The 13,651-nt window shown below is 44.2% G+C and carries 13 protein-coding genes and 1 tRNA gene; 5 read left to right on the top strand and 9 right to left on the bottom strand.

The features are described from left to right. Window positions 1–4 precede the first annotated feature (4 nt). The 3 genes from FOC72_RS11215 to FOC72_RS11205 form a co-directional block, all read right to left on the bottom strand. Entirely contained in the window at window positions 5–715 is a 711-nt protein-coding gene (locus FOC72_RS11215) for a DUF4272 domain-containing protein (RefSeq protein ID WP_002894009.1), read from the bottom strand. 125 nt (window positions 716–840) lie between these two features. Then, window positions 841–3,270 carry an ATP-dependent Clp protease ATP-binding subunit gene (locus FOC72_RS11210; RefSeq protein WP_002894011.1) on the bottom strand — a complete coding sequence of 810 codons (2,430 nt, stop codon included), beginning with the start codon at window positions 3,268–3,270 and terminating at the stop codon, window positions 841–843. Then, window positions 3,271–3,735, bottom strand: coding sequence for a CtsR family transcriptional regulator (locus tag FOC72_RS11205; RefSeq protein ID WP_002894012.1), 465 nt, complete (start codon window positions 3,733–3,735; stop codon window positions 3,271–3,273). A 146-nt stretch (window positions 3,736–3,881) separates the two neighbouring features. Here FOC72_RS11205 and FOC72_RS11200 point away from each other — a divergent pair, with 146 nt between their 5' ends. Then, complete coding sequence (locus FOC72_RS11200; protein ID WP_002894013.1) at window positions 3,882–4,370, top strand: hypothetical protein; 489 nt, start codon at window positions 3,882–3,884, stop codon at window positions 4,368–4,370. Window positions 4,371–4,469: 99 nt separating this feature from the next. On the opposite strand, the gene tsf is transcribed toward FOC72_RS11200, so the two are convergent. Both tsf and rpsB read right to left on the bottom strand, forming a co-directional pair. Beyond that, window positions 4,470–5,513, bottom strand: a complete 1,044-nt coding sequence (tsf, locus tag FOC72_RS11195; protein ID WP_002894014.1) for a translation elongation factor Ts — start codon at window positions 5,511–5,513, stop codon at window positions 4,470–4,472. A gap of 72 nt (window positions 5,514–5,585) precedes the next feature. Further along, window positions 5,586–6,368 (bottom strand): 30S ribosomal protein S2, encoded by a 783-nt coding sequence (rpsB, locus tag FOC72_RS11190; protein ID WP_002894015.1) that lies wholly within the window; start codon window positions 6,366–6,368, stop codon window positions 5,586–5,588. A 307-nt stretch (window positions 6,369–6,675) separates the two neighbouring features. Between rpsB and FOC72_RS11185 the strand changes: the two genes are divergently transcribed. Together FOC72_RS11185 and FOC72_RS11180 are read left to right on the top strand one after the other, a co-directional pair. Next, window positions 6,676–6,746: transfer RNA gene (locus FOC72_RS11185), tRNA-Cys, on the top strand. A 129-nt stretch (window positions 6,747–6,875) separates the two neighbouring features. Next, window positions 6,876–7,640: a hypothetical protein gene (locus FOC72_RS11180; RefSeq protein ID WP_002894016.1), complete on the top strand. Its 765-nt coding sequence runs from the start codon at window positions 6,876–6,878 to the stop codon at window positions 7,638–7,640. A gap of 85 nt (window positions 7,641–7,725) precedes the next feature. Here FOC72_RS11180 and nusG read toward each other — a convergent pair whose 3' ends face one another. Continuing rightward, complete coding sequence (nusG, locus tag FOC72_RS11175) at window positions 7,726–8,262, bottom strand: transcription termination/antitermination protein NusG (protein ID WP_002894018.1); 537 nt, start codon at window positions 8,260–8,262, stop codon at window positions 7,726–7,728. Window positions 8,263–9,050: 788 nt separating this feature from the next. On the opposite strand from nusG, the gene FOC72_RS11170 reads away from it, so the two are divergent. Then, window positions 9,051–9,407 (top strand): hypothetical protein, encoded by a 357-nt coding sequence (locus tag FOC72_RS11170; protein WP_002894021.1) that lies wholly within the window; start codon window positions 9,051–9,053, stop codon window positions 9,405–9,407. 488 nt (window positions 9,408–9,895) lie between these two features. On the opposite strand, the gene secE is transcribed toward FOC72_RS11170, so the two are convergent. The 3 genes from secE to pbp2a all read right to left on the bottom strand — a co-directional run bounded on the left by secE (window position 9,896) and on the right by pbp2a (window position 12,534). After that, window positions 9,896–10,075, bottom strand: coding sequence for a preprotein translocase subunit SecE (gene secE / locus FOC72_RS11165; protein WP_002894022.1), 180 nt, complete (start codon window positions 10,073–10,075; stop codon window positions 9,896–9,898). A gap of 9 nt (window positions 10,076–10,084) precedes the next feature. After that, window positions 10,085–10,237, bottom strand: coding sequence for a 50S ribosomal protein L33 (rpmG, locus tag FOC72_RS11160; RefSeq protein WP_002894024.1), 153 nt, complete (start codon window positions 10,235–10,237; stop codon window positions 10,085–10,087). Between the two features lie 68 nt (window positions 10,238–10,305). Further along, window positions 10,306–12,534 carry a penicillin-binding protein PBP2A gene (gene pbp2a, locus FOC72_RS11155; protein ID WP_002894025.1) on the bottom strand — a complete coding sequence of 743 codons (2,229 nt, stop codon included), beginning with the start codon at window positions 12,532–12,534 and terminating at the stop codon, window positions 10,306–10,308. A 176-nt stretch (window positions 12,535–12,710) separates the two neighbouring features. Between pbp2a and FOC72_RS11150 the strand changes: the two genes are divergently transcribed. Continuing rightward, window positions 12,711–13,586, top strand: coding sequence for an RluA family pseudouridine synthase (locus tag FOC72_RS11150; protein WP_002894027.1), 876 nt, complete (start codon window positions 12,711–12,713; stop codon window positions 13,584–13,586). The last annotated feature ends 65 nt before the right edge of the window (window positions 13,587–13,651 follow it).

Genomic DNA, 13,651 nt, shown 5'->3' with positions numbered 1-13,651 from the left:
TGGACTAGGTATGCAGCTCAACAGCATCCCAGTCCTGGGCCGTATTCAGCCCCAGCAGCCAGTCAAGACCAGACCGCCTCTCCAGAACAACACTTTCATCAAGGCCTGCCGATGCTGGCTGGTCATGAATCCGAGCATCAACACAGGCCCAATGATAACGATAAATCAAATCATCCTCATCCAGTAACTCTTCTAAGCTGCGCGGTTGGCATTTTCTCAGAAATTCCTGAAAGTCAACCGCACTAGCGACTGCGTCAATAGCAGCATCACAATCACAAATCTTATCTGGAAACGGCAAAGCATCTACTAGACCCAAGTACCAAATCAAGGACCAATAGGCCTCGTATTTCCAAACCATATTGATGATAGCTGCCGGGTCGGCACGATCTTCCAAGACTGCCCTTTCTTTGGGCGTCAACTCTTCCTGCACCCCGTATTGCTGCAGTTTATCCTGCAGCCACTGGCGGCTCTCCTCATTATAATTATTATTTTCGATATCCAAGGCCGCCTGAATAATCAAGAGGCTGCTAATAGCTCGACGCGCAATTTCTTCTAGCGAGCGCGGCCGCACCTGCTCAGCACTTTCGATGACCGGCAAATGCTCAATGTAAGGAATACCTTCCTTTTTCAACCGCTGGATACTAGCCGCCTTGCGCTCTTCTGGTGTTTTTACTCTGGCTTTCTTGCCGGCAAACAAGTCTTTAAAAAACGACATATCAGCCTCCAATCCTTCAATTCCAATTTCATTGAATGATGAAATAACTGTTCGGTATCTATAGGTATGATTGCTATCAGGGATTAACCGCGAGCACTCAACTTTCCATTGAAAGACTGCGCTTTCTAGGCCACTTCGAACTTGAGTTGGCCAGCTTTGACCCCGACCTTAAGAGTTTGACCTGTTGTCAAATCTCCTGTCAAGAGTAGCTCAGACAGCTTGTCCTCTACTTGAGTCTGCAGAGTGCGGCGCAATGGCCGTGCTCCCATTTCCACATCGTAGCCTTCCTGAGCCAGTAGCTTAAGGGCACTAGCCTGGAACTTCAGCTCAATTCCCTTCTCAGCAAGACTGGCAATGAGCGGTTTGACCATAACCTTGACCACTTCCTGCATATCTTCTGCAGATAAGCTGTGGAAGACTACTTTCTCGTCAATACGGTTGATAAACTCTGGTCGATATGCTTTCTTAAGCTCTTCCAGCATCCGTTTTTCCATATTGGCATGGTCCAAGCGAATATCGCGCGCTCCAAAGCCCACCGTCTTATCATCCCGCAAACTGGTTGCCCCCAGATTGCTGGTCATGATAATAATCGTGTTGGAGAAGTCCACCTTGCGACCCTTGCTGTCCGTCAGCTGACCATCATCCAAGACCTGGAGGAGGACATTGAAAATATCTGGATGCGCCTTTTCCACCTCGTCAAAGAGTAGGACAGAATAAGGTCGGTTGCGCACCTTTTCCGTCAGCTCCCCTCCTTCTTCATAGCCTACATAACCTGGAGGCGCTCCGTTGAGACGGCTAGCCGCGAATTTCTCCATGTACTCACTCATATCAAAGCGGATGAGGGCAGATTCGTCATCAAAGAGACTTTCGGCCAAGGCCTTGGCTAGCTCTGTTTTTCCGACTCCTGTCGGACCTAGGAACATAAAGGAGCCAATCGGACGCTTGCTGCTGCGGATACCAGACTGGTTCCGTCGGATAGCTCGGCTGATAGCTGAAATCGCCTCGTCCTGCCCAATCACGCGTTTATGCAATTCTGTTTCCAAATTGAGGTATTTCTTCGCATCTGTCTGAGTCAGCTTCTGCACAGGAATACCAGACAAGCTACTAAGTGTTGCCAAGACATCGTCTTCTTCCACTTTCAGTTTATAGAGCTTGGGTTGCTGCTCTTGCTCAAGCAGTTGGGAAACCTTTTTAAAATCCGCTGCCATCAAGGCTTGATCCACTGGCGTCAAATCCGACTGCTCGTAATTCTGTGGCCCTCTATTCTGCACTGTCGCACTGGCCTCGTCCAAAAGATCAATGGCAGAGTCCGGCAGGTGCTTGCTAGTCAGATAGCGATGGGCATATTTCACCGCCGTCTCAATAGCCTGATCACTAATCTGCACCTTGTGATGGTCCTCATAGCTCTTTCTCAAGCCTTGTAAAATAGCAATGCTGTCGGCCACATTAGGCTCTTCTATGCTGACCTTGGCAAAACGCCGAGAAAGGGCAGCATCTTTTTCAATATGTTTCTGATACTCTTCCTGCGTCGTAGCACCAACTGTCCGCAATGTTCCGCGAGCTAGAGCCGGTTTCAGGATATTGGCCGCATCCAAGGTCGAGTCAATACCGCTGCCAGAGCCCATGATGGTATGAAGTTCATCGATGAAAAGAATAACATGACCATCTTCTTCAATGTCATTGATGATATTGTTCATCCGCTCCTCGAAGTCTCCGCGAAAGCGAGTGCCAGCAACTACATTCATCAAGTCCAGCTCCAAAACCCGCATCTTGGCAAGTTCAGCGGGAACCTGACCAGCCGCTACACGCTGAGCCAGTCCTAAGGCCAGAGCTGTCTTACCAACCCCAGCATCTCCAACCAGCACTGGATTGTTTTTAGTCTTGCGACTGAGAATCTGAACTATTCGTGAAATTTCCTGATCACGGCCAATGACGGGCTCCAATCGGCCATCTCTAGCCAGCTCCGTCAGATCACGGGTGTAATCTTCCAGCCCCCCGCTGGTAGAAGCCGGCATCCCCATCATATTAGCCATGGTCTGCTTGGCTGCCATTACTCCCTTATTCAGACTGCGGATAGCCTTGATATCTTCCTTGCCCCAGCCAGCTCGCTGCTCCAAGACCTTTCGCAAATCACTAATTTTCAGTCCCTGCTCCTTGTCCTCGTAGCTAAAGCCAGTAAATTCCAGGATACGAGAAGCCAAGGTCCCTCGGTCAAATAGCATGGCCAGCAGCACATGCTCAGTACCTACATGCTTAGCGCGAACAGCTTCTGAAATCTGGCCCGCTTCCTCAAACAGCTCCTCTAAGCGATAAGAAAAAGGCAGCAGCTCGAAGTGACCGTCTTTCTGATAAGCCTGACCAGTAATCTGAAAAGCTGCTTCTTCAAATCCATCCACTTCCACAGGAAACTCATTGAGAACTGAACCAGCAACGCTGTAGGGATTATTAGCCAGAGCAATCAACAGATGCCATGATTCCAGATAATCTGTCGTAAAATGGCCGGCCAAGAGCTGGGCTGCTTCCAAGCTTTCTATTAAGGCTTTTGAGTATTTCATTTATGATTCCATTCCTTTTCTGTCTAGTTGTTGTAAAATCTTTTTTAATATCCGGGCACGAATCACCGCAGCCCCATCACCCAAAATCGAGTCCGACGCTGTTGACAAGATTAGATTGCCCTCACGTTCAGTCATAATCTTCTCGTCAAAAAGAAGCTGAATAACATCTGTGAAAACCTGCTGGCTGACACGCTCTCCCACACTGTCGTACAGGCCGCAAAGCATCTGATGCCGGTCGGAAAATTCAATCTTTCCAATTCGAATATAGCCGCCGCCACCACGCTTACTCTCGACGATATAGCCCCGACTTTCCGTAAAACGCGTCTTAATCACATAGTTAATCTGACTGGGAACCACCTGAAAAACATCAGCCAGTTCACTGCGTTTCAGTTCAACCATTCCCGCCTGAGCCAGAATAGATTTGATATATGCTTCAATACTGTCCGATGTATTTTTTGCACTCATGACTTCCCTTTCCAGTTGAGAATTTCAGAATAAATCTCTTTTTTCCTTGCTTCTCTAACATTGACTATCTTTGACTAATATTATACCGGAAAAGTCTCTATTTTGAAAGAAAAAGGGATGACTGAAAGGTCTGACAATTCAAACTAGTGAAAAAGCTTTGTCAGACTTGTGTAACCGCTTGCTTTTTGCTTTTAAAGCGTTATAATATAGGTGGAAATCCACAAGGAAAAGACAGACAGAAACTCCTGCCTGCCAACGATCATCTAAACAAGGAGGATAATCCAATGAAAATGGATTGGCTCAACTATTCTCGTCATGTACTCAAATGGCTTTTTGCAGCTCTGAGTATTTTCACCATCTTTTCTGCTGACTATGTCGATATTCCTATCGGAGCTCTCATCGTCTGTCTTTATGCTCCCCTGCTCTTCGAACAGGAGCTAGTCAGTAACCGAGTCAAATGGTATAGCTTTCTGATCATGATGGTGGTTACTCTGCCCCTTTTGTTTATTACTAAAGTCTATCAGTTTAGCTTGACTTACCCCCAAACGACAGTGCTTCTCTTCCTCTTGGCAGTCTTGATTTTTACCAACGGCTTGATTGCACATAAGGAAGAAAGAGAAAAAGCAGCTAAGTGATGCTGCTCACCATTCTAAACTTGATGTTTAAAAACCTATAAAAAGGTCTGAGAAAAAATCTCAGACCTTTTTATCGTTCTATTTCTAAGCTAAAAACGATTAGTTTTGACCAAGAGCAGCAGCCATTGTTGCAGCTACTTCGTTTTCAAAGTCGTTAGCAGCTTTTTCGATACCTTCACCAACTTCAAAGCGAGCGAACTCAACTACTGAAGCATTTACTGATTCAAGGTAAGCTTCAACTGTCTTGCTGTCATCCATGATGTATACTTGTGCAAGAAGTGTGTAAGCTTGGTCAACTTTAGTATTGTCAAGCATGAAGCGGTCCATTTTACCTGGGATAATCTTGTCCCAGATCTTTTCTGGTTTGCCTTCAGCAGCCAACTCAGCCTTGATGTCTTCTTCAGCTTGAGCAACAACTGCATCAGTCAATTGAGCTTTAGAACCGTATTTCAAGTGTGGAAGAGCTGGTTTACCAACCATTGCACGGCTTTCGTTGTCTTGATCGATGACATGGTTCAATTGTGCCAATTCATCTTTAACAAATTGCTCATCCAATTCTTTGTAAGAAAGAACTGTTGGTTTCATCGCAGCAATGTGCATAGAGATTTGCTTAGCAAGAGCATCGTCTCCACCTTCGATAACGGAGATAACTCCGATACGGCCACCGTTGTGTTGGTAAGCACCAAAGTGTTGAGCATCTGTCTTTTCAATCAAAGCAAAGCGACGGAAAGAGATTTTTTCTCCGATAGTTGCAGTTGCAGATACGTATGCAGCTTCAAGAGTTTCACCTGAAGGCATTGTCAAAGCAAGAGCTTCTTCGTTGTTAGCTGGTTTACCTTCAGCGATTACTTTCGCAGTTGCATTTACCAAATCAACAAATTGAGCATTTTTCGCAACGAAGTCAGTTTCAGCATTCACTTCAACAACAGCGGCAACATTACCGTTTACGTAAACGCCTGTCAGACCTTCAGCGGCAACACGGTCAGCTTTCTTAGCTGCTTTTGCCATCCCTTTTTCGCGAAGCAATTCAATCGCTTTTTCGATGTCGCCATCAGTTTCAACAAGTGCTTTCTTAGCGTCCATGACACCAGCACCAGATTTTTCACGCAATTCTTTGACAAGCTTAGCTGTAATTTCTGCCATTTTTCTTCTCCTATTTTTTAATGTAAATAAAGGAGCTGGGCTGAGCCCTGCCCCTTTAGGTTAGTTTACTGATTATTCGTTTGAACCTTCAACAACTTCAACGATTTCTTCAATAGAATCTGCTTGAGTTTCAGTTGCAGCCAATTCTGCTTCTACTGATTCAACGCTATCTTCACCTTGACGGCCTTCGATAACAGCATCAGCCATTTTCGCAGTGATCAATTTAACCGCACGGATTGCATCGTCGTTAGCTGGGATGATAACATCGATATCATCAGGATCAGTGTTAGTATCAACCATAGCAACCACTGGGATACCTAATTTCTTAGCTTCCTTAACAGCGATTTGCTCTTTATGAGGGTCAACTACGTACATCACATCTGGGATGCGAGGCATATCTTCGATACCGCCCAAGAATTTTTCAAGACGAGCACGTTGTTTGTTGAGAAGAGCGACTTCTTTCTTAGGAAGAACTTCGAAAGTTCCGTCTTCTTCCATGCGTTTGATTTCTTTCAAACGAGCTACACGTTTTTGGATAGTAGACCAGTTTGTAAGAGTTCCACCCAACCAACGGTGGTTGATGAAGTATTGACCTGAACGTTCTGCTTCTTCTTTGACAGCGTCAGCAGCTTGCTTTTTAGTACCAACGAAGAGGATAACTGCATCGTTAGCAGCAGCATCACGCATAAAGTCGTAAGCTTGGTCAGCATACTTTACAGTTTGCTGCAAGTCGATTACGTGGATACCGTTACGTTCAGTGAAGATGTACTTAGCCATCTTAGGGTTCCAGCGACGAGTTTGGTGACCAAAGTGAACACCAGCCTCAAGAAGTTGTTTCATTGAAATTACTGCCATGAGTAAATTCTCCTTTTTGTTTTTTTCCTCTTTTAGATTTCAGCTCGCAGGACCACCCGAGGGCAACAGTCCCACAATTCATCTAAAATGAGTATTTTGCCATTTACACGGCAACCTCTATTATAACAAAAGCGCAGCTCTTTGACAAGGCATTTACCAGATTTTCTTCCGCTAGCCACTATTCCCACTTCTCAGCAGAACATTTATTCTCCAAATTGTTCAGAATAGGAACATCTAATATTTTCTGCTTTGACTATGAAAGACTCTTGACGAAAGCAAGTATTTACGATAGAATAATAAGAGTCGCGGCGGTATAGCCAAGTGGTAAGGCACGGCTCTGCAAAAGCTTGATCGTCGGTTCAAATCCGTCTACCGCCTTCGTAAATATATTTCTAGAAGTCCCTCAAAGGGCTTTTTTATTGCATTTCCTATTGTTTCTAGCAAATTTTGCTGATATAATATTATAAAAACATCATTCATCATCAGCGAAAGGAAAAAAGATTGATTATGAAAAAAGTCAGCTTCTATGCCCTCAGCCTTCTCTCTCTGCTAGCTCTCTCAGCCTGCATGCCTGCCAAGCAGACACAGCAAAGAAAAAAGACGCCTAGCTCCCTCAAAGCTTCGAAAAGTTCATCCTCTAAGGAAACATCCAGCAAATCATCTAGCAGTAGCTCTAGCACCTATGAAAGTAGTGATGAGGTATTTCAGAAACGTGCTAGCTTTGATCCAGATGATGCTTCTGCACTACAATACATACCAGATGCAGCTTCTATTCCTGAATTAGAGAAAATAAGAAATTTTCATATTTCCACTGGCTTTGTCATTCAGGTAAACGGAGAGGATATCAATGGTGACAAACCTAAAACGTCTTACGATGAGGTAACAGCGACTCTAGGCCAACCCACATTCAGCACTGATGAGAATGACCCTGGCAATTCTGTCAACATCTGGCACACAGACAACGGAGACATTATGTGCTACTTTACCAATAATGTCCTGACGAATTTGAGTTTTAGCCTAAAAGACGCTCAGCCAGCCAAAAGCAGTTACTCTAGCATCACCACATCCGACACTCCCAAGACAGCTTTCGACAAGCTTGGTCGTCCGGAAATGATTATACGTTCAGAACGCGATACAACCTTTGTCTATAAAAATTCTAATGATGAACAGTTTAGTTTCTCTACCCAGAACAATCAAATCGTTGGGGTAATGTCTACCTATCAAATGAAACAAACTAAAGACATTATTGACTCCGTCATTAAGGATAAGTAATCTTCTAATCAGTTCCAAAAACATAAAAATCCAAGATCTTTTCAGTCTTGGATTTTATTTTTGACTAGGATAACAACTTCGTCGATTAAAGCTCTGCAATTTGGCTAAGATTAACTTCAGCCACGGTGTCATTGCCAAACATGGAAATAATCATCTTGACCTTGTTATTATCAATCTCCGTAATCTTACCTGTATAGTCAGTAAAGGCACCATCTATGATACGAACGGTATCCCCAACCTTGACATCCAAGTCAAATTCCTGCACTGTTTGCCCCATGGAGATGAGAATGTTGCGAATTTCTTCCTCCAAGAGTGGTGTTGGTTTAGAACGGTTTCCGTGTGAACCAACAAATCCTGTTACATTCGGAGTATTCCGCACGACAAACCAGGCTTCGTCTGTCATTACCATTTCCACCAAAACATAACCAGGGAAGCGATTTTCTTCGATTTCCTTGGTCTTGCCATTTTTCTCTACTTGCACGGTCTGAGTAGGGATTTCCACGCGCAAGATATTTTCCAGCATGTTATAAGTTTGAGCACGCTGCAAAAGATTTTCTTTCACCTTGTTTTCATAGCCTGAATAGGTCTGCAGTACAAACCAGCCTTTGTCAAAACTGTCCATGAGTTCATCCTTTCCTAAATAAAAAAGCCTGCGGGCTTCTGCTTCTTTCTAGCCCTATTATACCATAATTTCCTCAAATGCAAAGGAATTTATTAACTATTTTCCTGACAAATCAAAGTCTTTTAATTCTGCCTCAAAATTCTTGACAAGGGAATATAAAATGGTATAATAAATCTATAATTTAATATTTTTACTTTTCAGTTGGGTATGAGGCCTGTCGGCTTCATTCTATCTTTAAGAACTGACTTTCTAATCTTTACTGAGACTTAGACTGCTTAAGAGATAGTACCAAAATACAGAAAAACAATCTACGAAGCTATGGGATTGGTATTTTGAAAGATTTTGTGTGACAGCTTAGACATTTATGACTATCGGTAATATTATGACTTTTCGGGCTATGGCTTGAAGAACACTAAGAAAGATTTTTTCAAAACTGACTACATAGGATGTTTTGTTAGTAGAATCGCTTTTTGGTGTGCTTTGAACTTGTTTGAGAGGTCTTTTTTGCTGAACAAATGAATGTCGAATCAGAAGGTATTTCCAGTTGGAAAAAAATTCTGATTTCACAGGTGTTCAAATGGCAAGCTGCGAGTGTGGCTTTTTTATTTGAACAAATTATTAATATCTTTAAGGAGGCGAGATTATGAAGAAAGAGACTGCAGACCAGCAGCCCATCAACTAATCTTCTCCTTAGAGTACAAGCAAGCCTGACAAGCCATTAAAGAAGACATGTATTCTTTAGCAGCATTCAGGTACATCCGCATGTCCTATGAAAGGAGACGATTGACATGCTCAACACTATCACGGACGCCATCCACTCTCTCGCTCCCAACATCTCGGTTGTTATCACCGTCGTCCTGCTCTACTTGGGCAAGAAGACGGCTGATAAGCTCGTTGACGAGGTCCTCAAGGACCTCATTGCTTCGGGAAAGAAGTTCCTGGAGAAGCGCAAGCAAAAGCGTCAGCAGAGCCTGCGGAAGCAGATCAGTCTTCTTCGGAAGAAGAATGCTGAACTTCGCAAGCTCACTAAGCTGGACGAGCGCAAGCTCGAGGAGCTTTTGCTCAGCAAGAACGAGCAGCAGCGCAAGCAAAACCGCAGCAATAAGAAGCGGGGAAAGCACAACAACAAGCGCCGGAAGAAGTAATTCCGGTGCAACCAAGGAGCCCTCATCTACGCCAATAGATGAGGGCTCCGGCTTTATTCTGGGAGAATTTCTATAAAAAAACTCTCACCTACGCCAATAGATGAGAGCCCTCGATTGTACATGCATACAACCTATCACGGAATTATATTATAACTTATTTTTTATACCTTGTCAAGTGTTATATAAAAATAGTATGTGTCATAGATTTTGAGAAGATAAAAAATCTAAACTCACTAACAACCATTTAGAAAATTATATCCTGCCAGAATGGTTCATTAAAAAACTCTCATCTACGCCAATAGATGAGAGTCCTCGATTGTACATGCATACAACCTATCCTAGGTATACTATTTTAGCCCCTTTTTTATACTTTGTCAAGCTTCACCTAAAATAGAATAACTACATACGTCAAAAGTCCCACCTACTCACAATAGATGGGACTTTGAATAATATGCCTGTTGTAGACTTTTTTATTTCTACTTAAATCATTAAGAGAAAATATTCAGAATCTGGAAAAGACCGCTTGCCACTACTTTGTCAAAGATATAGATGATCACTACGAAGAATGCAGTGTATTCCATGACAGAAATAAAATCTGTCCATCTCTCTTTTCGGGTAGGCCAAGTTGTATCTTTCAATAATTTAAAAACGTCTTTAAAGAATTTCACAACAATCTCCTATCTAGTTTCTTTATGCAGGGTATATTTACTGCAATGCTTACAAAATTTATTAACTTCTAAACGCGTTGGTTTTGGAGTGCTACTGAGCTTAACCGAGTAGTTCCTAGAACCACAGACTGTACACGCTAGACTCGCTTTTTTTAATGCCATAACGCCTCCATCTTTCTTATTATAGCAGGATTCTATACTTTTGACAAGCCGTTCAGCTCTTTTAAATCCTATTGAAACCAGCTGGTAACAGTATCCCAAAGGTTTTTCGCTTTCTCAGGAATACCAGTGTCATCAATGGCTTTCTTGGCTTCATCCACCAGATTTTGAGCTCGGTCCTGAACGTCCTGCAGGAAGTCTTTGTTTTCAGTTGTAGTTCCCGTTTCTTCGGTACCATAGGTGTCCACAGGGGCAATACCGTTGGCAGCATAGGCATTCTTCTGCCCTTCAAAGGAAGTTCCTTCTGTATATGGCAGGATGCTATTGGCAACATTTCGGAAAACCGCCGAGGCTTCATTCGCGCTGGTTCCAGTCAGATAGTGGGTTTCATCAGTTTTTGGAAAGCCTAGCCACTGGCTGATAACCACATCCGGCGTATAACCAATAACCCATTGGTCACCAGATAGATCTGGGTTAAAGTCCGTTTCAGTTGTACCGGTCTTACCAGCCATAGTATAGCCATACGGAGCCGCATAAATACCTGTACCGTTCGAGAATGTCCCCAGCATCATGCTGTTCATCTTGTCGGTCGTTGAGCTATTGAGGACCCGAGTAGAGGTTTGGCGATGGGTCTTGACGACCTGACCACTGGCATTTTCAATTTTTGTAATGAGATGGGCATCATTCATCACACCGCCGTTGGCAAAGACCGAGTAGGCCTGCGCCATCTGCATTGGATTGGTCGTAACTCCGCTTCCTAGCGCTACTCCCAAAGTCTTATCAACCTTGTCCATATTCAGACCAAACTTTTTCCCGTACTCAAAGGCTTTGTTGATGCCTAGCTCGTCTACAGTTGAAACAGCTGGAATGTTCAGAGATTCTGCCAAGGCTTGATACATTGGAACTTTAGGGGAGCTTTGGATATTGCCGTAGTTGTTGATAGTATAGTCGCCAAAGGTGGTTCTGGTATTATCCAGCTCCTTATCTGTCGGCCAACCAGCAGCAACGGCTGGACTGTAAGCAACCAAGGGCTTGATAGTAGAGCCGGGGCTGCGGGAAGACTGGGTTGCATAGTTAAAGCTTCTGAAGGTCGAGCCTTCTGCACTATTGACTCGTCCAACTAATGCCCGGACACCGCCGGTTTTTGGATCCAAGGCAACACTGCCCGACTCAGCCATAGTACCATCTTCTGCTACAGGAAAGAGAGAGACATTGCTGTAAATAACCTGCATGCTGGCTTGGTAGTTCTGATCCAATTCAGTGTAAATGCGATAGCCATTATTAACAATCTCTTCTTCTGTCAAGCCGTAGTCATTGACCGCTTCATTGATGACCGCATCGAAATAGGACGGATAGCGATAGTCTTCTGACTTACCGGCATACGCATCAACCAGCTGGCCACCGATTCCTACAGCGGCTGCCTGATCGGCTGTCCCCTGATCAATAAAGCCTGCAGCAACCATATTTTGCAGCACCGTATTACGGCGATTGGTCGCATTTTCGACTGAATATAGCGGATTGTAAATCTCTGGCCCCTTGAGCATACCAGCCAGAACAGCCGACTGGTCCAGACTAAGCTGACTAGCCGAAACTCCGAAATATTTCTTAGAGGCATCCTCCACACCCCAGACCCCATTTCCAAAATAGGAATTATTGAGGTACATGGTCAGGATTTCCTGCTTGCTGTATTTCTTATTAATTTCCAGAGCCAGGAAAAATTCCTTGGCCTTCCGCTCGATGGTCTGGTCCTGAGACAGATAGGCATTTTTGGCCAACTGCTGGGTGATGGTAGACCCCCCACCCGAGCGACCAGCCGTCAGGATAGCTAGGATAAAACGACTGTAGTTAATCCCGCCATTCTCATAAAAAGTCCGGTCCTCTGTCGCGATGACAGCATTCTGCAAATCTTGACTAATCTCGGTCAGCTCGACATAGGTTCCTTTCTGACCAGACAGGCTTCCCGCTTCATTGCCATCCTTGTCAAAGATGAGCGTGGTAGCTTTAAGGGCATTCTGCAAATCCTTGACATTGGTTGTCTTAGCCACATAAAAGAGGTAGCCGCCGACCACCAGACCAAAGGTCAAGCCAAGAATAAGGAATATTTTTGTCAGATGAAACCTGCGCCAAAAACGACGGATAGGGTGCTGAGAGAGAGGTTTCTTCTTGGTCTTGCCCGAACGGCTGAGACCAGACTTAGCCTGCTCTTCTGTCAGCTCTACCTCCTCTGCTGCTTCTTTTTGAGGTTTCTGTATGGTAAAATAATCTACTAATTTTTCAAACAAATCTTTTAAATTCTTCATAAACCTTATTTTATCACCTTATTTAGGTGCAGACAAGAAAGTACCCTATTTCCTGTCTGATTTTTAGTTATTTTTAAGAAAAAGAGTATATTAAATAGCCTTTTAAAAGCCTCTGCAGCAAGTCTTACCTGACACTGCCTATTTCCAAACAGCAGGCTTTCTGCTACAATAAATGTATGAAATTTACACTCACTATCCCAGATGGACTGCCCGCCATGACAGTCAAAGAGCTGCTGGAAGAACAATTTCTCATTCCGCGAAAAATTCGGCACTTTCTGCGGACCAAGAAGCATGTGTCCGTCAACGGTCTAGCTATCAACTGGCAGACTGTAGTCAAACCTGGAGATGACATCTGCCTGATATTTGATGAAGAGGATTACCCTCAAAAGACAATCTTGTTTGGAAATGGCGAACTCGTAGAAGAGCTCTATCAGGACCAACATCTCATCATCGTCAATAAACCTGAGGGTATGAAAACCCATGCTAATGAGCCAACAGAGCTAGCCCTGCTTAATCATGTTTCCGCCTATGTCGGTGAGACCTGCTATGTCGTTCACCGGCTGGACAAAGAAACCAGCGGTGCTATCCTCTTTGCCAAGAATCCCTTTGTCCTCCCTATCCTCAATCGACTGCTGGAAAAGCGAGAAATCAGCCGCGAATATTGGGCTCTGGTTCAAGGCAAGTTCCCAAGCAAAAAACTGATCTATAAAGACAAGATTGGCCGCGACCGCCATGACCGCAGGAAGCGGTTAGTCGAACCCCAAAAAGGACTCTATGCAGAGACTCATGTGACTAGGGTCAAGCAATTTGGGCAGGCTGCCTTGGTCAAATGCCAACTCAAGACTGGCCGCACCCATCAGATCCGTGTTCATCTAGCTCACCACGGACACCCTCTTATCGGTGACCCCCTTTATCATCCGCAGCCCAAAGGGCGGCTTATGCTCCACGCCCATCGGCTGACCTTCACCCACCCTTTTACGCTAGAAAAAATAACAGTCGAAGCCCGCTCTGACAGTTTTGAAAAAGTATTGAGCAGTCTGAACCCAAGATAGACCAAGAAAAGCAACAGTATTCTCTGTTGCTTTTAGTTTAGAGTCAAAGCGAGGATAAGCTATGA

The sequence above is a fragment of the Streptococcus sanguinis genome, from assembly GCF_013343115.1.
Classification (GTDB): Bacteria; Bacillota; Bacilli; order Lactobacillales; family Streptococcaceae; genus Streptococcus; species Streptococcus sanguinis_H.
The sequence above is the reverse complement of the archived record's forward strand: the minus strand, read 5'-3'. Positions and strand labels throughout refer to the sequence as shown.

Coding starts and splice junctions, on each gene's coding strand:
- FOC72_RS11215 (WP_002894009.1), bottom strand. CDS start 715: ATGTCGTTTTTTAAAGACTTGTTTGCCGGCAAGAAAGCCAGAGTAAAA.
- FOC72_RS11210 (WP_002894011.1), bottom strand. CDS start 3,270: ATGAAATACTCAAAAGCCTTAATAGAAAGCTTGGAAGCAGCCCAGCTC.
- FOC72_RS11205 (WP_002894012.1), bottom strand. CDS start 3,735: ATGAGTGCAAAAAATACATCGGACAGTATTGAAGCATATATCAAATCT.
- tsf (WP_002894014.1), bottom strand. CDS start 5,513: ATGGCAGAAATTACAGCTAAGCTTGTCAAAGAATTGCGTGAAAAATCT.
- rpsB (WP_002894015.1), bottom strand. CDS start 6,368: ATGGCAGTAATTTCAATGAAACAACTTCTTGAGGCTGGTGTTCACTTT.
- FOC72_RS11180 (WP_002894016.1), top strand. CDS start 6,876: ATGAAAAAAGTCAGCTTCTATGCCCTCAGCCTTCTCTCTCTGCTAGCT.
- nusG (WP_002894018.1), bottom strand. CDS start 8,262: ATGGACAGTTTTGACAAAGGCTGGTTTGTACTGCAGACCTATTCAGGC.
- FOC72_RS11170 (WP_002894021.1), top strand. CDS start 9,051: ATGCTCAACACTATCACGGACGCCATCCACTCTCTCGCTCCCAACATC.
- rpmG (WP_002894024.1), bottom strand. CDS start 10,237: ATGGCATTAAAAAAAGCGAGTCTAGCGTGTACAGTCTGTGGTTCTAGG.
- pbp2a (WP_002894025.1), bottom strand. CDS start 12,534: ATGAAGAATTTAAAAGATTTGTTTGAAAAATTAGTAGATTATTTTACC.
- FOC72_RS11150 (WP_002894027.1), top strand. CDS start 12,711: ATGAAATTTACACTCACTATCCCAGATGGACTGCCCGCCATGACAGTC.